This window comes from Zoogloea dura, from assembly GCF_012927165.1.
Classification (GTDB): Bacteria; Pseudomonadota; Gammaproteobacteria; order Burkholderiales; family Rhodocyclaceae; genus Zoogloea; species Zoogloea dura.
In genome coordinates this window covers 90,981-108,700 of the sequence record NZ_JABBGA010000010.1, presented here as the reverse complement: position 1 = coordinate 108,700, position 17,720 = coordinate 90,981, and the positions used below count along the sequence as shown (strand labels likewise).

Genomic DNA, 17,720 nt, shown 5'->3' with positions numbered 1-17,720 from the left:
GCGGGCCAGCCCCCGAGGCGTTGTCGCCGCTTGCGCAGCAGACGTGCCCCCAAGACCGAGTAAAAGGAGAACAGCGGGCCTAATGTGCTCCAGTCCGCTTACTTCAAACTTACACTCCTGCCCCTGCGAAGGACGCCATGCGGATCCTGTTGGCTGAAGATGACCCGATCATCGCGGACGGCCTGTGCCGTGCCCTCAAAAAAGCCGGATATGCCGTCGATCATGTTCCCAACGGCGCCGGTGCGGATGCGGCCCTGATGAGCCAGACTTTCGATCTGCTCATCCTTGATCTGGGTTTGCCCAAGCTCTCCGGCATCGAGGTCCTGCGTCGCCTGAGGGCGCGCAAGTGCGCCTTGCCGGTACTCATACTCACTGCCCAGGATGGCGTTGAAGACCGGGTGCGGGGGTTGGATGCCGGTGCGGATGACTATCTCACCAAGCCCTTTGCCCTCCCTGAACTTGAAGCCCGTGTGCGTGCCCTGACCCGGCGCGGTACGGGGCAGGCCCGCTGCATCGAATATGCGCGCCTCGTCTATGACCAGGCCGATCGCGTGGCCAAGATCGATGGCCAGGTGATCGAACTCTCCGCCCGTGAGATCGGGCTGCTCGAGGTCCTGCTCCTGCGCGCGGGCCGCCTGGTGAGCAAGGAGCAACTGGTGGACCACCTGTGTGGCTGGGGTGAGGAAGTCTCCAACAACGCCATCGAGGTCTATGTCCATCGTCTGCGCAAGAAGCTAGAACAGAGTGGCGTGCAGATCGTGACGGTGAGAGGGCTGGGATACTGCCTGGAAAAGCCTGATGTGGTCGCCTAGGTGGCGCAAGGCGGCAGATGAGGGTGAGGGGGACGGCAAGGCCTTCAACTCGCTGTTCGGGGAAATCCTCGACTGGATGCTGGCGCCGCTGCTTTTTCTGTGGCCCATCTCCATCATCGTCACCCACAACGTCGCCAACAGCATTGCCAACCAGCCCTACGACCAGGCGCTCGCCGTCAACGTGCGGGCCATCGCTCGGCTGGTCAAGCTGGAGGGAGGGCAGGCCCGCGTCAATTTTCCTGCTCCGGCCAGGCTGATCCTGCGCGCGGACGAGGATGACACGGTCTACTATCAGGTCATCGGCTTCAAGGGCGAGCTCCTGGCCGGTGACAAGGACATCCCTCCCATCGCTTCGCCCGACAGCGTGGTGCCCGACCTGGTCATGTTCCGCGATGAGAGCATCGCCGGCGAGGAGGTCCGTGTCGCTTACCAGTTTCTGCAGCCCATCGACAGTCAGCCGGGCAAGTTGGTGCTGCTCCAGGTCGCTGAAACCCGCAACAAGCGCAGCACCCTCGCATCCCGTGTCGTCACGGGGGTGCTGCTGCCCCAGTTCGCAATCATTCCGATTGCCGTCATCCTGGTCTGGATGGGCCTCTCGCGCGGCATCGCACCCCTCAATAACCTGCAGCGCCTGATCCGTCGGCGGCGCCCGTCCGACCTGTCGCCGATCTCGGTCTCCGGTGTGCCCGAAGAGGTGCGGCCACTGATCATCGCCTTCAACGAGATGATGGCGCGCCTTGAGGAAAACCTGCAGGCGCAACAGCGTTTCATTGCGGATGCGGCCCACCAGATGCGCACCCCCCTCACCGGCCTGCGCATGCAGACCGACCTTGCCCTGATGGAAACAGACCCGACACAGGTGCACCGCTCACTGGTGCATATCTCGCAAAGCGCCGAGCGCGCGGGGCACCTCATCAATCAGCTGCTGTCACTGGCCCGCGCGGAAGCCAGCTACGAGAAGATCTACGCGGTCGAGCGTGTCGACCTGGAAAGCCTGCTTCGCACCATGCTCAGCGATTTCGTGCCGCGTGCCCGCCAGAAGAACATCGACTTCGGCCTGGAAACCACCGAGGCTCCCCTAGTCATCGATGGCAACCCCGTCCTGCTTGGCGAACTGCTCAAGAACCTCATCGACAACGCCATCAAGTACACCCCCGAAGGCGGCTGCGTCACCGTGCGAACCATCGCCACCGAGCGTGCCATCGTTGAGGTGGAGGACACCGGGATCGGCGTGCCGGACTCCGACAGGGAACGTGTCTTCGAGCGCTTTTACCGCGTCCTGGGGAGCACCGAAAGCGGCTCCGGTCTCGGCCTTCCCATCGTCCGCGAGATTGCCGAACTGCACCGCGCAAAAGTCAGCCTCATCCCCAACCCCTCTGGGAAGGGCACCATCGCACAGGTTGTGTTTCCTCGTAGCCGTGGAACGGCTGACGATACAGATGCTCCGCTGCCTGCTGCCGTACGGGAGCAGTTTCCGCCCGCTTGAGCGTCCTGAATGGTGATCGAGCTCGCGTAATTGTGAGAAAGCTCAGATTCCTCTTGACGAAGACGGGAATGGCTCCTATAATGCGCTCTCTCTTAGGCCAGTTAGCTCAGTTGGTAGAGCAGCGGATTGAAAATCCGCGTGTCCGTGGTTCGATTCCGCGACTGGCCACCAAGATATTTAAGTAAAAACGCCGATCCATGTGGTCGGCGTTTTTGCGTTCACGCGGGCGGGACCTCCACGGAATTGGGGCTCACCAGGGCTCGTCGCGGGCAATAGAAAAGTCCACCGTGGGGTGGGCTTCCTGGCTGAGCATCTTGCTTTTCTTGGCTAGTGACAGCGATGCATCAGTACGATGCTCCCGAACGCCAGCAAGGTCCAGATGCCGTTGCGCTTTGCCCGGCAAAGGCCGACCGCGGTGCATTGGGGGCCCACGTTCCGGTGAAAGGTGCCGGGGCCGTAACCGCGGTCTGGATGGATGTGGCCGCAGCGTCATCCAGCACGACTTGGCAGAGATTGTTGCCACTTCCGTGAGTGTTGGATTACCACGACCCCGGTGCTGGTTGGTGAGCGTAGCTTGATCCGCAAGTCATTCACAAAAGTATGATCGATGCCGACGGTGGTGCAGCCCCTGTGGCCGAGCACGCCGTCCCGTCTATGCTCAGGGTTATCTTGCCGATCAGGCCGGGGTGAGACCCGATACGGTAATCGGCGTCCCAACCTCTGCACCTGGAAGGGAGCCCGAGAGATCGATACCGTCTGGGATCGGCGTGGCAGGGCCGGAGTACGAGAATATGGTCGTGGCCCCATGCGCGAGGCTGTAGTTCGACATTCCAGCGAAAATCGATACGCCTATTGGCAGCCATCGGGTCGTTTCACTGAACCTCTTGAGTTTCATTGCCCGTCCCTCGTCCCTGTTTATAGTATTTTGGAACATACCCCGGCTTGGGTGGCCCCTTAGGCGAGGCGTGAGGGGGAGACGCTTCGATGCTGTGGGGCGGCGATCCGCTGCATGACTGACCGCTTCGGGTCATCTGGATGGGATGTGCTTTCTTGATGGTAGGGGGCTTCGCCATCCAGCCCGCGGAGGGAGCTGCTCACTGCCCTGATGTGAAAGGAGGCCTGGCGCGCCATGCTCAAGGCGTCGCCATGGCGCGCGGCGCAGGGTAAATGCACCTTCGAGGTGGTTGCGCGGCCGGGTTCAGTGTTTGTGATCTCCGTCACAGCTTGATACACGCGAATTGTTGCGCCGCACAACGAGGAGGGTGTATTCTTGATCCGTCTCCTCCACCCTCTCCTCCATTGGTGTGGATTTAACCCGAGCGGCCCACAGGCCCTCGGGTTTTTCTTTTGTGCGCCCGTATGGCGCTCCGCCGGCAGGCGGCAGTTCCCACCTCAGAGCTTCAGTGCGGAGACGGCCTGCAGGCCCTGGCTGATGTTGTCGCGGGCGGAGGCCTCGACTGCAAGGCGAAGCCGGGTGACGCCAACCAGGGAATCACCGGCTGTTGCGGTGCCAGAGCTCTTGATGGACTTGCGCATGACCACGGAGCGGTCGGAAACCTTGAGCAGGGACCAGGCCGCCTCCATATCCACCGTGAACGAAAAGCCGATGATTGGTTTGCTCAGACTGGTCACGCGGACGGAGAGCTCATAGTCGCCGTCTTTGCCTTGGACGACGCTCTTGAACACCTTGTTGCTGACCACCGCCTCCTCGATGGCTGACTTCAAGTCGGCATCCGAGATGTTGCTGCTGTCCAGCGCGCCGGTATCGCTGCCCCCACTACTTTGTACGCGCACGCTATAGGGATGGGTCTGAAGGGGGCCGAGCACCTGCGGAATCATCGCCTGGCGGTTTGCCGGCGACGCGCAGCCTGCCAGCAACAGGGCCAGGGCCGCCGCCGGGGCCGCGACGTGTTTGCAAATATGGTTCTGACGGATCATTTGTTTTGCTCCTTGTAGATGTTGCCAATGACCTCATCGACCATTTCCTTGGGCGACTTGCGGGTCAGCGAGGTGTGGTAGGAGTTGCCGGTGGCGAGGGGGAAGTCGCTCTGCGGATCCCGGATCACGACGGTGAGTTCAAGCATGTACATCGTGATGTCCCACATCCACTTTTCGACGTAGGTGACGACGCCATCGACCCCGGCCGGGGGCGTCTGCGGGTCCGCCGTGACCTTGACGCCCTGGGCGCGCAGTCGGTCTGCGATCAGGGTCTCGGTATTGGCATTGTCGTCGGCGAATTTCCTGACGTGCAGGGTCTTCAGTGCAGAGAGGTTGGTGGCCGGATCGATGTGGGCCGTGGCGCGATTGACGGCGCAGCCGCTTGTGATGGCGGCTGTGATGCACAGCAGGAGGAGAAGCTTGACCAGTTTGTTCATGGCTTTCAGGTAATAAGTGTGTAGTTGATAAATTCAATGGGATACGACAATTGATTATATCGTTGTCTTTCAGGTGGCCCGGCCGCCTGGTGGTTGCCATGATATCGATAAGGTATATTTAACGTTCTATGACAAATAGATCCTCTCCGTGGCGTTCCTTACGCTTGTCTTCATTCGTCGTGTCCTGCCTCCGGCATGACCGCTTCCACAGACTCCGATGTCGAAGGCGCGGCCTGTCCCGGACCGATGGTTGGGCTTCGGGTGGCGGTGATCTGCAAGGCGTCGAGAAAGCAGCGGCCGCCTCCCGCTTGCGTCGGACGTTGCGTTGCCGGACGTGGATGGGCGGGCCGGGTAAGAGCGCGCGGTTGACTTGAACTAATTAGTGTATTTTTGTACAGTTTGCGGCGTGCTGAATCAAGCGGGCAATGCGCAGATGAACAACCAGATGAGTTTCAACTTTCCGCTCGACGGATCCTTCGCAATGGCGGGCCGGGTGCCTCAGGCACGCAGGCGCACGTTGTCGTCCCTGCCTGCCGGTGCGCTCATCCCGTCGCAGCTGGCCCTGATGGGCGCAGATGAATCGCCGGACGCCCCAGCCTTGATCGAATGCAGGCTGCCCATCATTGTTCCCGCGCCGGCCCCGGTCGTCCCCGAGGCTGTTGCAGGCGTTCGGGACGCGCGGCAGTGGGGCGAAGACGGCTGGAGCGCGCGTGTCATCAAGTCGGATGACGCCGAAGGCTGGGCCGTCGAGATGCGCCGCGATGGCGAATCCGAACCCGCCCTGGTGCAGCCCTGGCGCATGGCCGGCGACAGCCCCGAGCCGCTCGGGGCGTCGGCGTTCAGCGCGCTGCTCAGGCAGGCGTCGGCTGTCCTGCAGCGCCAGACGGCGCAGCGTCAGGCGCATCTGCACAAGCAGGTGACGGTACGGGCGGGCGACGCCCAATGGGAGGTGACGCTGGACATCGTGCCCGACGAGTACGACCCCCACGCCCTGCTGGAGGCTTTTGACGAGTCGGGCGAGTCAGCTGCCCGGCAGAAGGTGGCCGCAGATTTCCGGCTCACCGCGGCAGCGGCCAGGGCGTGGATCGAAAGCGACTTCCGCTTTTCGGAAGGTGACTGAAGTCCACAAAAAAACCAGCCGTCGCAGGCTGGTTTTTTCATGGGCTGGCAGGTGCCGGTCGCTGCTTACAAGACCTGGCCGGCGAAGACTTCCTTGAAGTAGGACTCACAGTCGTATTCGAAAGCGTCGGAGACATGGCCGACGAGGGTGCGACGTTCTTCGGTGACCCGTTCGTCGAGCGAGCGGCTGAAGAGTCTGCGGAGGTGGTCGAGGTTCATCTTGTTCTCCTTGTGCGTGTTGCCGGGATGGCGCGGTTCGGTATCAGGCAGAGGGGAGGGGTTGCCTGACACCGGACCTTGCTGTGCGCCTGATGTCACTCTAGGTTTGATGTTGCGCTGCAGCAAGCTAGGTTTTCTGATGCTACGATTAAGCTTTACTTAATCGAAGCCATCATGAGCTACCGTTTGCCGCCGCTCCCCGCGCTGCGAGCCTTCGAGGCGGCGGCGCGTCATCTGAGCTTCAAGAAAGCGGCCGACGAGCTCTTCGTCACACCTGCCGCGGTGAGTCAGCAGATCAAGGCCCTCGAAAGCTATCTCGGCGTGCCGCTGTTCCATCGCCTGCCGCGGGCGCTTGAATTGTCCGAGCAGGGGCAGGCCATGTTGCCCAAGCTGCGCGAAGGCCTGGATTGCCTGGCGGCGGCCGTGGGCGTTGCACAGCTACGTCCGGCCGGGCCGCTCACCGTGCATGCGCCGCCCTCCTTTGCCCTGCGCTGGCTGGTGCCGCGCCTGTCGCGCTTTGGTGCCCTGCATCCGGAGGTGGAGCTGCGCCTGGCCGACGACGTGGGCAACATCGACGGTCTGGGACGCGGGCCGGAGACGCTGCTGACCGATCCGCGCGACGCCGGCAGCGCAGTGGCCGTGCGCTTCGGCATGGTGGATTACCCGGGCTTCTGCCGCGACCTGCTGCTGGCACCCGAATACGTGCTGGTGTGCAGCCCCGGGCTGCTGTCACGAAGCGCGCCACTCGTCACCGCGGCCGATCTGGGCCAGCACGTTCTCATCCACGACGAATCGATTCCCGATGAGGCCGTGCGGCCAAGCTGGGCTGAATGGTTCCGGCTGGCCGGTGTGGCCGAGGTGGATGCCAGCCGGGGGCCGCGCTTCTCCAGCGCCGTGCTGGTGCTTGAAGCCGCCTTGGGCGGGCAGGGCATGGCGCTGGCGCTATGGCCGCTGGTCGAGGCCGACGTCAGCGCCGGCCGGCTGGTGATGCCCTTTGCCACCGTAATGCCATCGCGCTACGTGTATAGCCTGGTGGTGCCCGAGGCCCTGGCCGATCGACCCTTGATAAGGGATTTCCGGGCCTGGCTGCTGGCTGAGGCCGGCGCTGCGGAGGCTCGGCCGCCGCTGCCTAGTCTTCGCTGAGCCTGGCGCCCACGCTGGCGAGTGGCGCCTTGTCACCATGGTCGGGCAGCGAATGCCCCATGCGCTGGCGCTTGGTCTTGATATAGCCGATGGAGTGCGTGTTGGGCTGGGTGATGACCGGCAGGCAGCCGTCGACCTTCACGCCCAGGGCGGTGAGCTTGGCCAGCTTGTCGGGGTTGTTGGTCATCAGCTGGATGCTCGGCACCTTGAAGTGGGCGAGCATCTCGGGGACCATCTCATACGACCGGGCATCGTCGGGCAGGCCGAGGAGGCGGTTGGCATCCACCGTGTCATGCCCGCGGGACTGCAGATGATAGGCCCGCACCTTGTTGGTCAGGCCGATGCCGCGGCCTTCCTGGCGCAGGTAGAGCACGATGCCGGCGCCACGGCGCACGATCTCCGACAGGGCCAGATCGAGCTGGTCACGGCAGTCGCACTTGAGGGAGCCGAAGACTTCACCGGTCAGGCACTCGGAGTGCACGCGCACCGGCAGGCCGGCGACGCCCTCGACCTGGCCATGCACGAGGGCCACATGTTCCTGGAAGCCCTGGGTGGGGTCGGGCAGGGTGGTGCGAAAGATGTGCATGGCAAACACACCATGCGTGGTCGGCAGGTCGGTATAGGCCAGCCATTCCGAATGACGGGTTGGCTCGGGTGATGCGGACATGTTCGGATCTTCTGTTGCGTCGGGCTGCTGCAAACCGGGCAGGCCGGCAGGGCAGACGGGTGTCGGATAAAGGGGCGATCAAGCCCCATCGACGGCAATCCTAGCATGTTGCTCCCCGGCAGCGGTGGCGCCGGCGGCTTACACCTCGCGGACGGACTCTGAAGGCAGCACCCCGAACATGCGCCGGTAGTCCCGCGCGAACTGGCTCATGTGGGTGAAGCCCCAGTCGTAGGCGATGCTCGAGATGGGGCGCCGGCCGCGGTTGTGCTTGAGCTCGCGGCGTACCTCGTTGAGGCGCAGGCTGCGCATGTAGCTCAGCGGCGGCATGCCGGCCACATCCTCGAAACAGTTCTGCAGGGCGCGCCGGCTCAGGTGCAGGCGCTCGCACAGCTCGGGGATGGAGGGCGGCTGGTCGGGGTGCTGCAGCACATACTGGCGCACCCGCTCCACCGTCTGCTGGTGGGCCAGGCGGCTGCGGCTGACGTGGCCGGGCGCGGTGTCCGGGCCCATCAGCATGTCGGCCAGCGCATCGAAGATGCGCAGCTGCAGCGCGTCGGCCGAGCTGCCGGCGGCGTCGGGCCCTTCGGCGTCGGCCAGGATGGCGGTGAGCGCTGCGCACAGGGCGTTCTTGCGTGCCGGCTCCAGGTTGAGCACGTCGCCCTGTTGCAGCAGGCGGTCCAGATCCCGGTGGGCGTGGCGGTCCACATGCTCGGCAAAGGCCAGCCGGTCCACCACGATGCCGAACAGGTTGAAGTCCGGTGCGGTGAGCAGGTCGAACTCCGCGCCCCCGTCCCGGATGCACACTGCCCGCGACGACAAGGGCTTGCCCCCCAAGGACATCATGCCGTCCCGCGCCGCCGGAATGCCGAACCACACCGAGCGGGGCCACGCCGCGCAGGTCTGGCGCAGCTGGCGGTTGGCCGTCTCGACGAAGACCTGGCTCCTGGGCAGCCACAACTCCGTCACCGAACCCTCGAAGTGCCCCGGCGAGAGCTGGTCATAACGCTGGTCCCACTGGGACAGGTTGTGCGCCTGCTCGTCGGCGTCCCGGGCCCGGGTCACGCGCCGCAGCGGCCGGGGCGGGGCGGGCGGAGAGAGGAGGGTGGCGCTCATGGTGGCGTCCTGCAAGGGGATCATCCTGCCTGCGAAGCAAGCGCCGTACCGTTGGAAGGATGTGCGCGCCGGTGCGTGCTTCAAGCCCGCCGCCCGGTATTACCCAGTGGCGAAAATGATCTGTCTTGGTGCGTTGCACAAGGCTCGGGCACAGGCCTGGTGCAGGCCGCATGGCAGCTTTCGGCACGTTTGCGCGGCGGTGCCGAATCCTGCTATCGGCGTGCCGAATCTTGCTAGATGCACCCCCTTCCGGTGAGCCACGATGCAGTCATCAAACCTCCCGGAGTCAATCATGAGCGCATCCAATCAAGCCCCGCACGGCCTTTCGGCCAGCCTGGGCACCTGGCAGTTGTGGGGCATCGCCGTCGGCCTGGTCATCTCGGGCGAGTACTTTGGCTGGAGCTTCGGCTGGGCCTCCGCCGGCACTCTCGGCTTCCTCGTCACCACCATCATGGTGGCCGTGATGTACGGCACCTTCATCTTCAGCTTCACCGAACTCACCGCCAGCATCCCCCACGCCGGCGGGCCTTTCGCCTACAGCTACCACGCCTTCGGCCCCACCGGCGGCTACCTGGCGGGCATGGCCACCCTCATCGAATTCGTCTTCGCGCCGCCGGCCATCGCCCTGGCGATCGGCGCCTACCTCAATGTGCAATACCCGGCGCTCGACCCCAAGCTCGCCGCGGTGGGGGCCTACATCGTCTTCATGGGCCTCAACATCGTCGGGGTGACGATTGCCGCCACCTTCGAGCTCTTCGTCACGCTGCTGGCCATCTTCGAGCTGCTGGTGTTCATGGGCGTGGTGGCGCCGGGCTTCTCCCTGGCCAACTTCACCAAGGGCGGCTGGAGCGGTGCCGACAGCTTCTCGTTGGCGGCCATCCCCGGCATCTTCGCGGCCATCCCGTTTGCGATCTGGTTCTTCCTGGCCATCGAAGGCGTCGCCATGGCCGCCGAAGAGGCCAAGGACCCCAAGCGCTCCATCCCCATCGCCTACACCGGCGGCATCCTCACCCTGGTGGTGCTGGCCGTGGGCGTGATGGTGTTTGCCGGCGGCGTGGGCGACTGGACCAAGCTCGCCAACATCAACGACCCGCTGCCCCAGGCCATGAAGACCATGGTCGGCGAATCCAGCGGCTGGCTGCACATGCTGGTGTGGCTGGGCCTGTTCGGCCTGGTGGCGTCCTTCCACGGCATCATCCTGGGTTACTCCCGCCAGATTTACGCCCAGGCCCGCTCCGGCTACCTGCCGGGCTGGTTTGGCAAGATCCACCCGCGCTTCAAGACGCCCCACCGGGCCATCCTGGGCGGCGGCGCGGTGGGCATCGCGGCCATCTTCAGCGACGAATGGCTGTCCTTCGGCGGGCAGAGCCTCACCGCCAACATCGTCACCATGTCGGTGTTCGGCGCGCTGCTGATGTATGCCTTGTCGATGGCAGCCCTGTTCAAGCTGCGCGCCGCCGAACCCCGCCTGGCGCGGCCCTACAAGGCCCCGTTCTACCCTGTGTTTCCCGCCATCGCCCTGGCCGGCGCTCTCATCTGCCTGGGCACCGTGGCGTGGTTCAACCCGCTCCTGGCAGGCCTCTTCGTGCTCATCCTGCTGGTCGGCTACGGCTACTTCCAGCTCACCCACAAGCAGCGTGAAGCGCTGCCTTTCGCCGGGCTGGCCGAAGCGGAAGGCTGACCCCGCGCAGGGGCGGTATCTGCCGCCCCTGTCCCACCCCCATCCCCAAGGATCTCCCCCATGAACTACGCCTGCACCCTCGGACTCCGGCGCTACGTCTTCCCCGACCTGAAGACGGTGCTTGCCAAGGCCAGCCCGGCCCGTTCCGGCGACATGCTGGCCGGGGTGGCGGCGGCCTCGGAAGAGGAGCGCATGGCCGCCCGCTGTGTGCTGGCCGACATACCGCTGGCGCGCTTTTTGCAAGAAGCCGTGGTGCCCTATGAACATGACGAAGTCACGCGACTCATCCTCGACAGCCACGTCCCGGCGGCCTTTGCGCCGGTGGCGGGCCTGAGCGTGGGCGAATTCCGCGACTGGCTGCTCTCCGACCTGGCCGACGGCCCCACCCTCAGCGCCCTGGCCCCCGGCATCACCCCCGAGATGGCAGCCGCGGTGAGCAAGCTGATGCGCAACCAGGACCTCATCCTGGTGGCCGCCAAGTGCAGCGTGATCACCCGCTTCCGCAACACCCTCGGCCTGCCCGGGCGGCTGGCCGTGCGCCTGCAGCCCAACCACCCCACCGACGACGCGCGGGGCATTGCCGCCTCCATGCTCGACGGCCTGCTCTACGGCGCGGGCGATGCAGTGATCGGTATCAACCCGGCCACCGACAGCCTGCCCGCCATCACCACCCTGCTGCACCTGATCGACGATTTCCGCGAGCAGTACGAGGTGCCCACCCAGAGCTGCGTGCTCACCCACGTCACCAACACCGTGCGCGCCATCGAGAAGGGCGCGCCGGTGGACCTGGTGTTCCAGTCCATCGGCGGCACCGAGGCGGTGAACCGCAGCTTCGGCGTCTCTGCCGACCTGCTCGACGAAGCCAACATCGCGGCCCTGGAGCTGGGCCGCGGCACGCTGGGCGACAACGTCATGTACTTCGAGACGGGGCAGGGCAGCGCCCTGTCGGCCAATGCCCACCATGGCGCCGACCAGCAGACCCTGGAGGCCCGCGCCTATGGCCTGGCGCGGCGCTACAAACCTCTGCTGGTGAACACCGTGGTCGGCTTCATCGGCCCGGAATACCTCTACGACGGCAAGCAGATCATCCGCGCCGGCCTCGAGGACCACTTCTGCGGCAAGCTCCTCGGCCTGCCGATGGGCTGCGACATCTGCTACACCAACCATGCCGAAGCCGACCAGGACGACATGGACACCCTGCTCACCCTGCTCGGCGTAGCCGGCATCAACTTCATCATCGGCGTGCCCGGTGCAGACGACATCATGCTCAACTACCAGAGCACCTCCTTCCACGACGCCCTCTACCTGCGCCGCGTGCTCGACCGCCGCCGCGCCCCCGAATTCGAAGACTGGCTGGAGCGCATGAACATTGCCGACTTTGGCGGCAACTTGCTGCCGCAGAGCGAGGCCCAGCCCCTGCTGGCCCTGGCCGGCAGCCTGTAGGGGGAGGGGCGCAACATGAGCAAACCCGCCATCGTCACCGCCGACCCCTGGCAGCGCCTGCAAGCCCTGACCCGCGCCCGCATCGCCCTGGGGCGCAGCGGCGCCAGCCTGCCCACCCGCGAAGTGCTGCGCTTTGGCACCGCCCACGCCCAGGCCCGCGACGCCGTGCATCAGGCCCTGGACGTGGCCGCCCTGCAGGCCGACCTGGAGAACGCCGGCTTCGCCTCCCTGGCCGTGCACAGTCAGGCGGCCGACCGCAGCGTGTATCTGCGCCGCCCCGACTGGGGCCGCAGCCTCGCGCCGGAGAGCACCCGCCTGCTGCGCGAGGATGCACCGACCCTGTGGGCGCCCAGGCCCCGTCTGGCCCTGGTGCTGGCCGATGGTTTGTCGTCCCTGGCCACCGACAGCCACGGCCTGCACATGCTGCAAGCCCTGCTGCCTTACTTCCCCGACCTGCGCAGCCAGCCCGTGATCGTCGCCAGCCAGGCCCGCGTCGCCCTGGGCGACGAGATCGGCCACCTGCTCGGTGCCGAACAGGTGGTGATGATGATCGGCGAGCGCCCGGGCCTCTCATCGCCCGACAGCCTCGGCCTCTACCTCACCGCCGGCCCCCGGCCCGGCCTCACCGATGCCCAGCGCAACTGCATCTCCAATGTGCGCCCGGAGGGCCTCGGCTACCAGGACGCCGCCCGCAAGCTGGCCTTCCTGATCGCTGGTGCACTCAAGTTGGGGCGCACTGGTGTCGATCTCAAGGATGACAGCGATACTGCCGCCCCCCTGCCTGCCCCGTCCGGGCTGCATTCCAGCCTGGCACGCCTTTAGCTTATTAACTGTTTCGAGCTTGTTGTTACTTCCCAGGAGATGTTCATGCTTCACACCCCCCTGCGCCGCCTGCGCGCCTCCACCGCCGTCTGTCTCGCTTGTGCCAGCCTGGCTGCCGCCACGCCCGCACTGGCCGCCGACGAGACCCCCGAGTGGACCGTGCCCGTCAGCCTGAGCCTTGTCAGCGACTACATCTTCCGCGGTCAGACCCAGACCTGGGGCAAGCCCGCCCTGCAGTTCAGCGTCGAGGCCGTGCACACCTCGGGTGCCTACGCCGGCTTCTTCGCCTCGAATGTGGCCGACCACTGGCTGCCCGGCGCCGCGGTGGAGATGGACTTCTACGGCGGCTATCGCGGCAAGATCGCCGACACCGTGGGCTACGACGCCGGCCTCATCTACTACACCTACCCGGGCGGCAACTGGACCGACTCGGTGTTTGCCGGCTACAACCGCTCCAACAGCCTCAACACCCTCGAGGCCTACCTGGCGGTGAGCTATGAATGGCTCACCTTCAAGACGGGCCGCCAGCTCACCGAATACTTCGGCTGGAGCACCAACAACTCCCCCACCAACGGCGGCTTCTTCGGCGATTCCTCCGCCGGCGTCACCGGCAGCACCCGCGGCTCGCACTTCTTCGAGCTGAATGCCGCCTACGACGTGGCCGAGGGCTGGAACCTCAGCGGCCAGATCGGCCGTCAGTACATCTCCAACACCACCGGGCTCAACATCTCCTACTACAAGGTCGGCGTGACCCGCGCCCTGCCCGACGGCTGGAGCGCCGGCGCCTTCTTCTCGGCCAGCAGCGAGCCCAAGGCCTACGACAGCTACTACAGCCTCAGCGACGGCACCTCCAAGCACGACATCGCCAAGGAAAAGTTCTTCGTGAGCATCGCCAAGGCCTTCTGACCATGCACCCCGGAGGGGCACCACTGCCCCTCCGGGGTGCCGGAAAGCACAACGGGGGTGCTGCCCAGGCAGCACCCCCGTTTGCTTCGCGCCGCAAGGCGCGTGGCTTACTTCTCGATGAAGGCGTGTTCGATCACGTAGTCGGCCGGATCGCCGATGCGCTTCGACATGCGGAAACCGCGTGCATCCAGCATCGCCCGGCTGTCCTTCAGCATCGGCGCGCTGCCGCAGATCATGGCGCGGTCGACCGCCGGGTCCAGCGGAGGCAGGCCGATGTCCTCGAACAGCTTGCCGCTCTCCACCAGGTCGGTCAGGCGGCCCTGGTTGCGGAAAGGCTCGCGGGTCACGGTGGGGTAGTAGATCAGCTTCTCGGAAATGGCCTCGCCCAGGTATTCGTGGTGGGGCAGTTCCTTGGTGATGTAGTCGTGGTAGGCCAGCTCGCTCACCTGGCGCACGCCATGCACCAGGATCACCTTCTCGAAGCGCTCGTACACATCCAGGTCACGGATCACGCTCATGAAGGCGGCCATGCCGGTGCCGGTGGAGAACAGGTACAGGTGCTTGCCCGGCAGCAGGTCGGACAGCAGCAGCGTGCCGGTGGGCTTGCGCGACACCAGCAGGTCGTCACCCGGCTGCAGATGCTGCAGGCGCGACGTCAGCGGGCCGTTCTGCACCTTGATGCTGAAGAACTCCAGGTTCTCCTCGTAGTTCGCGCTGGCGATCGAGTACGCCCGTACCAGCGGCCTGCCTTCAACCTCCAGGCCGATCATCACGAACTGGCCGTTCTCGAAGCGGATCGAGCGGTCGCGGGTGGTGGTGAAGGAGAACAGGGTGTCGTTCCAGTGGTGAACGCTCAGAACTTTTTCGGTGATATACGCGGCCATGGCGAAGAGCTGCAAACGGAAAGCCGGTGATTATCCGCCATTGCGCCTTGAATCTGCAGCAGATATTACTCATAACCTTATAACTGTGAGCGATGAGGCGGGGCGGCGGCTGGGGATTGTCCATCGCCGTCTACATGCTTCATGGTGACGTCTACATTCAATGTTGCCCCGTCTACATTCGATGTGGACGGGGCAACATTGAATGTAGACGGGTCAACATGCTTCCCAGTGCTGTCTACATCGAATGTAGACAGCACTGCATCGAACATATCGGTCTCTGCATTCAATGTAGACCGGTCTACATGCTTCCCAGCGGCGCCTGCATTCAATGTAGACACCGCCAGGTGCTTCATGGCGCCCGCAACATGAAACCTGGCGGCGTCCACATCGAATGGAAGCACTTGTTTGCATTTCGCCATATTGAGGATAAAAGACATTGGCATGTAGGATTCCCTGGCGCGCCTCATCCCATCAACCACAATGCGCGCCGGAGGATACATGGCAAATACCCGCAACAGCTGGCTCCCCGGAGCGGTCGCCCAGGCCGACATCGAGGCCTACCTGGCCCTCAAGGTCATGCCCGACTACCAGCCCTTCAGCCCCGACTTCAGCCTTCCCAACGTCACCAACCTGCATGAACGCCTGCTGGCCACCCAGGAGGCCGAACTCCACGCCCAGCATGCTCATGCCGCGGCTCGCGATGCCGCCATTGCAGCCCAGTGGGCCTTCCACGACGCCATCCTCGGCGTAAAGAACCAGGTCAAGGCCCTCTACGGCCCCGATTCAGACCAACTGGCCGCCCTCGGCCTCAAGAAAAAATCCGAACGCAAGGCCGCCGTCCGCATCCCGAAGGCGGTCGCACCGCCCCCGGAACCCACCACCTGATCGCAAGCTCCGCCTCGGCCTCGCCGGGCTCCACAGGGCCCGACGGAGGCGGCTTCGACCGCCCGCCTCGTCAATCGGCCCACCCATCCCCTGCACAGGCAGGCACCTCCAACCCCCTGATCTGCCCATACCACTATCGCATAGCGCAACATCATCGAGTGACTCAGTGCATAGAGCCCCCATCAAACCCTGTGCCAAGATTGGGCCAACATCTTGAAACATATTCAGCCCCAAACTCCTCCCGGCCAAGCGCCGGAACCCGGCCCGCCTCCCAACATGCGCATCGACGGCATCCTCGCCCGCTGGAACGACCAACGCGGCTTCGGTTTCATCGCCCCCACCAACGGCGGCCCCGACGTCTTTGTGCACATCTCCGCCTTCCCCCTCGACGGCAGCCGCCCCGTCCAGGGCGAACGCCTCAGCTTCGAGATCATCACCGGCGAAGACGGCACCAAGCGCGCCCACGCCCTCCAACGCCCCGACCGGCCACCACGCAGCCACCCCCACCCGGCCTCCCCCCGCCACCCCGAAAAGCGCAGCCGCGGCTTCTTCAGCCAGCTCATCCTGCTCATCGTCTTCGGCCTCCTGGCCTACGCCGCCTACACCTACTACACCCGCCACGCCACGGCCGGGCACAGCCTCGTCAGCCCCGCGGAAGACAACGCGGCGCCTGTCCGGCCCGTCAGCACCCCGCGCATCGACGCCCCCGCCACCCCGGCCTACAAATGCGACGGCCGCATCCATTGCACGCAGATGACCTCCTGCGCAGAGGCCACGTGGTTCCTGAGGAATTGCCCGGGGGTGAAGATGGATGGGAATAACGACGGCGTGCCCTGCGAAAGACAATGGTGCGGGTGAGCGCCTGAATCCGTCACCAAGGCGCCGCCACAAACCGCGCTGCATGTCATCCCCCAGGCAACACGACCCCGCTTGCTGCCTGGCACCACAACACGGGGCAGGAAGAAAACATGTTTTGTCCCGAATGCGGCAAGCAAACCCCCGATAACGCAAAGTTCTGCACCCACTGCGGCGCAAGCCTCCAGGCCGCCGGCACAACGCTGCAGCCCGGCCTCATTCCGCTGAACGCCGCCGAACCAATGACCTTCGGCCAGTCCATCAAGACTTGTCTATCCAAATACGCGGACTTCAAGGGACGGGCAGGGCGGCCGGAATACTGGTGGTTTGCTTTGTTCTGCTGGCTGCTTATCTGGGGCGCCCAACTCATCGACCGCTCCGGCAAGCTCTCCAACCTCATCAACCTCGCAATTCTTCTACCCTCCCTGGCTGCGGCGACGCGACGCCTGCATGACACCGGGAGAAGCGGCTGGTGGCAATTGCTGTCGCTGACGGTGATCGGCTTGATTCCGTTGTTTTATTGGCTGGCGTGCAGGGGGAATGAGGAAGGGGAGAGGTTTGAGGGGCGGGGCGGGTAGGGGGCGGAGGCGGCCAGTGGTCAAGTCACCCGAAAGCAGTCGCATGGTGCCATTGGCACTTTTGGAGCGCCTCCAGGATTTGGCGAAATATCTAGTACCGGACGCGGACTGGCAGTGTCCGACAATCTAATTTGGAAGCAATGTACTGCACCAATCAACGCCATTAAGTTATCCGTCACGAACCCGAGAGTCTCTGCAAAATTGACATCCACTTTACGTTGGAACCCGTCATGTCCGAATCTCTTGCTCAATGCGACTGCTGTGATTACTTCACTATCCCGAAAGGCAACGACTATGAAATCTGTCCTGTCTGCTTCTGGGAGCAGGACGCTTTTGGCGTTTCGGAGCCTGATGAGGCCTCCTGCGCAAATCATGGCCTCACGCTTCATGACGGCCGAAAGAATTTCCTTATGTTTGGTGCTTGTGCAGCCAAATTCAAAGCAAATGTCGCTGCCGTCCCTGCGCGCGAGAACTACCGTTATGCGGCACGCGCCATCTGCTCCCGGTAGGTCGGGTTAGCGCAGCGTAACCCGACACCTCCCCATGCAATATCGACGCGCCATCGCTCCCGGCGGCAGCAGCTTCTTCACCGTCGTGACGGATTGGGGGCGCGATGGAATGGGGTTTGAAGGCGTGGGGCATGAGTAGGTTTAAGTGCGGGGTGTCGGGTTACGCTGCGCTAACCCGACCTACGGGGCTGCCGTTAAGGATGAAAAAAGCCTTCGTGAGCAA

General features: G+C 64.4%; 18 protein-coding genes and 1 tRNA gene. 13 read left to right on the top strand and 6 right to left on the bottom strand.

The genetic code is table 11. The features are described from left to right. Nucleotides 1-137: 137 nt before the first annotated feature. From HHL15_RS13850 to HHL15_RS13840, 3 genes are all read left to right on the top strand, one after another. Nucleotides 138-812 (top strand): response regulator transcription factor, encoded by a 675-nt coding sequence (locus tag HHL15_RS13850; protein WP_169146375.1) that lies wholly within the window; start codon nt 138-140, stop codon nt 810-812. Then, nucleotides 799-2,298, top strand: a complete 1,500-nt coding sequence (locus tag HHL15_RS13845; RefSeq protein WP_169146374.1) for a sensor histidine kinase — start codon at nt 799-801, stop codon at nt 2,296-2,298. The genes HHL15_RS13850 and HHL15_RS13845 overlap by 14 nt, the downstream gene beginning before the upstream one ends. Nucleotides 2,299-2,393: 95 nt before the next feature. After that, a tRNA-Phe gene (locus HHL15_RS13840) sits at nt 2,394-2,469 on the top strand. 1,221 nt (nt 2,470-3,690) lie between these two features. Here HHL15_RS13840 and HHL15_RS13835 read toward each other — a convergent pair. Both HHL15_RS13835 and HHL15_RS13830 read right to left on the bottom strand, forming a co-directional pair. Beyond that, on the bottom strand, nt 3,691-4,236 hold the full coding sequence (locus tag HHL15_RS13835) for a hypothetical protein (protein WP_169146373.1): 546 nt from the start codon (nt 4,234-4,236) through the stop codon (nt 3,691-3,693). Continuing rightward, nucleotides 4,233-4,673 (bottom strand): hypothetical protein, encoded by a 441-nt coding sequence (locus tag HHL15_RS13830; RefSeq protein ID WP_169146372.1) that lies wholly within the window; start codon nt 4,671-4,673, stop codon nt 4,233-4,235. Before HHL15_RS13830 ends, HHL15_RS13835 begins: the two co-directional genes overlap by 4 nt. 433 nt (nt 4,674-5,106) lie before the next feature. On the opposite strand from HHL15_RS13830, the gene HHL15_RS13825 reads away from it, so the two are divergent. After that, nucleotides 5,107-5,793 (top strand): hypothetical protein, encoded by a 687-nt coding sequence (locus HHL15_RS13825; protein ID WP_235943392.1) that lies wholly within the window; start codon nt 5,107-5,109, stop codon nt 5,791-5,793. 65 nt (nt 5,794-5,858) lie between these two features. Here HHL15_RS13825 and HHL15_RS13820 read toward each other — a convergent pair whose 3' ends face one another. Further along, a complete protein-coding gene (locus HHL15_RS13820; protein WP_169146371.1) occupies nt 5,859-6,011 on the bottom strand; it encodes a hypothetical protein in 153 nt (50 codons plus the stop codon). 174 nt (nt 6,012-6,185) lie between these two features. Here HHL15_RS13820 and gcvA point away from each other — a divergent pair, with 174 nt between their 5' ends. After that, entirely contained in the window at nt 6,186-7,154 is a 969-nt protein-coding gene (gene gcvA, locus HHL15_RS13815; protein ID WP_169146370.1) for a transcriptional regulator GcvA, read from the top strand. Here gcvA and ribA read toward each other — a convergent pair. After that, complete coding sequence (gene ribA / locus HHL15_RS13810; RefSeq protein ID WP_169146369.1) at nt 7,141-7,821, bottom strand: GTP cyclohydrolase II; 681 nt, start codon at nt 7,819-7,821, stop codon at nt 7,141-7,143. The two genes, gcvA and ribA, sit on opposite strands and share 14 nt — an antisense overlap. Before the next feature lie 138 nt (nt 7,822-7,959). After that, complete coding sequence (locus HHL15_RS13805; RefSeq protein WP_169146368.1) at nt 7,960-8,934, bottom strand: helix-turn-helix domain-containing protein; 975 nt, start codon at nt 8,932-8,934, stop codon at nt 7,960-7,962. Nucleotides 8,935-9,226: 292 nt separating this feature from the next. Here HHL15_RS13805 and eat point away from each other — a divergent pair, with 292 nt between their 5' ends. The 4 genes from eat to HHL15_RS13785 are packed head-to-tail and all read left to right on the top strand — an operon-like array spanning nt 9,227 to nt 13,786. After that, nucleotides 9,227-10,615: an ethanolamine permease gene (gene eat / locus HHL15_RS13800; RefSeq protein WP_206198758.1), complete on the top strand. Its 1,389-nt coding sequence runs from the start codon at nt 9,227-9,229 to the stop codon at nt 10,613-10,615. Nucleotides 10,616-10,675: 60 nt separating this feature from the next. Further along, a complete protein-coding gene (locus HHL15_RS13795) occupies nt 10,676-12,058 on the top strand; it encodes an ethanolamine ammonia-lyase subunit EutB (protein WP_169146366.1) in 1,383 nt (460 codons plus the stop codon). Nucleotides 12,059-12,073: 15 nt separating this feature from the next. Next, nucleotides 12,074-12,880, top strand: a complete 807-nt coding sequence (eutC, locus tag HHL15_RS13790) for an ethanolamine ammonia-lyase subunit EutC (RefSeq protein ID WP_169146365.1) — start codon at nt 12,074-12,076, stop codon at nt 12,878-12,880. 45 nt (nt 12,881-12,925) lie between these two features. Next, a complete protein-coding gene (locus tag HHL15_RS13785; RefSeq protein WP_169146364.1) occupies nt 12,926-13,786 on the top strand; it encodes a TorF family putative porin in 861 nt (286 codons plus the stop codon). A gap of 107 nt (nt 13,787-13,893) precedes the next feature. On the opposite strand, the gene HHL15_RS13780 is transcribed toward HHL15_RS13785, so the two are convergent. Further along, complete coding sequence (locus HHL15_RS13780; protein WP_169146363.1) at nt 13,894-14,670, bottom strand: ferredoxin--NADP reductase; 777 nt, start codon at nt 14,668-14,670, stop codon at nt 13,894-13,896. A 498-nt stretch (nt 14,671-15,168) separates the two neighbouring features. On the opposite strand from HHL15_RS13780, the gene HHL15_RS13775 reads away from it, so the two are divergent. The 4 genes from HHL15_RS13775 to HHL15_RS13760 all read left to right on the top strand — a co-directional run bounded on the left by HHL15_RS13775 (nt 15,169) and on the right by HHL15_RS13760 (nt 17,497). Next, the gene (locus HHL15_RS13775; protein ID WP_169146362.1) at nt 15,169-15,555 is read left to right on the top strand and encodes a hypothetical protein; all 387 of its coding nucleotides are present in this window, start codon (nt 15,169-15,171) and stop codon (nt 15,553-15,555) included. Between the two features lie 276 nt (nt 15,556-15,831). Continuing rightward, the gene (locus HHL15_RS13770) at nt 15,832-16,413 is read left to right on the top strand and encodes a cold shock domain-containing protein (RefSeq protein WP_169146361.1); all 582 of its coding nucleotides are present in this window, start codon (nt 15,832-15,834) and stop codon (nt 16,411-16,413) included. Nucleotides 16,414-16,523: 110 nt separating this feature from the next. Next, a complete protein-coding gene (locus HHL15_RS13765; RefSeq protein WP_169146360.1) occupies nt 16,524-16,988 on the top strand; it encodes a DUF805 domain-containing protein in 465 nt (154 codons plus the stop codon). Nucleotides 16,989-17,218: 230 nt separating this feature from the next. Further along, the gene (locus HHL15_RS13760) at nt 17,219-17,497 is read left to right on the top strand and encodes a CPCC family cysteine-rich protein (protein ID WP_169146359.1); all 279 of its coding nucleotides are present in this window, start codon (nt 17,219-17,221) and stop codon (nt 17,495-17,497) included. The last annotated feature ends 223 nt before the right edge of the window (nt 17,498-17,720 follow it).

What these genes read in the sequence shown, in the direction of transcription:
- ribA (WP_169146369.1), bottom strand. Translation starts at nt 7,821, where the DNA reads ATGTCCGCATCACCCGAGCCAACCCGTCATTCGGAATGGCTGGCCTAT.
- HHL15_RS13850 (WP_169146375.1), top strand. Translation starts at nt 138, where the DNA reads ATGCGGATCCTGTTGGCTGAAGATGACCCGATCATCGCGGACGGCCTG.
- HHL15_RS13820 (WP_169146371.1), bottom strand. Translation starts at nt 6,011, where the DNA reads ATGAACCTCGACCACCTCCGCAGACTCTTCAGCCGCTCGCTCGACGAA.
- HHL15_RS13845 (WP_169146374.1), top strand. Translation starts at nt 799, where the DNA reads ATGTGGTCGCCTAGGTGGCGCAAGGCGGCAGATGAGGGTGAGGGGGAC.
- HHL15_RS13805 (WP_169146368.1), bottom strand. Translation starts at nt 8,934, where the DNA reads ATGAGCGCCACCCTCCTCTCTCCGCCCGCCCCGCCCCGGCCGCTGCGG.
- HHL15_RS13835 (WP_169146373.1), bottom strand. Translation starts at nt 4,236, where the DNA reads ATGATCCGTCAGAACCATATTTGCAAACACGTCGCGGCCCCGGCGGCG.
- eutC (WP_169146365.1), top strand. Translation starts at nt 12,074, where the DNA reads ATGAGCAAACCCGCCATCGTCACCGCCGACCCCTGGCAGCGCCTGCAA.
- HHL15_RS13765 (WP_169146360.1), top strand. Translation starts at nt 16,524, where the DNA reads ATGTTTTGTCCCGAATGCGGCAAGCAAACCCCCGATAACGCAAAGTTC.
- gcvA (WP_169146370.1), top strand. Translation starts at nt 6,186, where the DNA reads ATGAGCTACCGTTTGCCGCCGCTCCCCGCGCTGCGAGCCTTCGAGGCG.
- HHL15_RS13830 (WP_169146372.1), bottom strand. Translation starts at nt 4,673, where the DNA reads ATGAACAAACTGGTCAAGCTTCTCCTCCTGCTGTGCATCACAGCCGCC.
- HHL15_RS13825 (WP_235943392.1), top strand. Translation starts at nt 5,107, where the DNA reads ATGAACAACCAGATGAGTTTCAACTTTCCGCTCGACGGATCCTTCGCA.
- HHL15_RS13780 (WP_169146363.1), bottom strand. Translation starts at nt 14,670, where the DNA reads ATGGCCGCGTATATCACCGAAAAAGTTCTGAGCGTTCACCACTGGAAC.
- HHL15_RS13795 (WP_169146366.1), top strand. Translation starts at nt 10,676, where the DNA reads ATGAACTACGCCTGCACCCTCGGACTCCGGCGCTACGTCTTCCCCGAC.
- HHL15_RS13775 (WP_169146362.1), top strand. Translation starts at nt 15,169, where the DNA reads ATGGCAAATACCCGCAACAGCTGGCTCCCCGGAGCGGTCGCCCAGGCC.
- HHL15_RS13760 (WP_169146359.1), top strand. Translation starts at nt 17,219, where the DNA reads ATGTCCGAATCTCTTGCTCAATGCGACTGCTGTGATTACTTCACTATC.
- HHL15_RS13770 (WP_169146361.1), top strand. Translation starts at nt 15,832, where the DNA reads ATGCGCATCGACGGCATCCTCGCCCGCTGGAACGACCAACGCGGCTTC.
- HHL15_RS13785 (WP_169146364.1), top strand. Translation starts at nt 12,926, where the DNA reads ATGCTTCACACCCCCCTGCGCCGCCTGCGCGCCTCCACCGCCGTCTGT.
- eat (WP_206198758.1), top strand. Translation starts at nt 9,227, where the DNA reads ATGAGCGCATCCAATCAAGCCCCGCACGGCCTTTCGGCCAGCCTGGGC.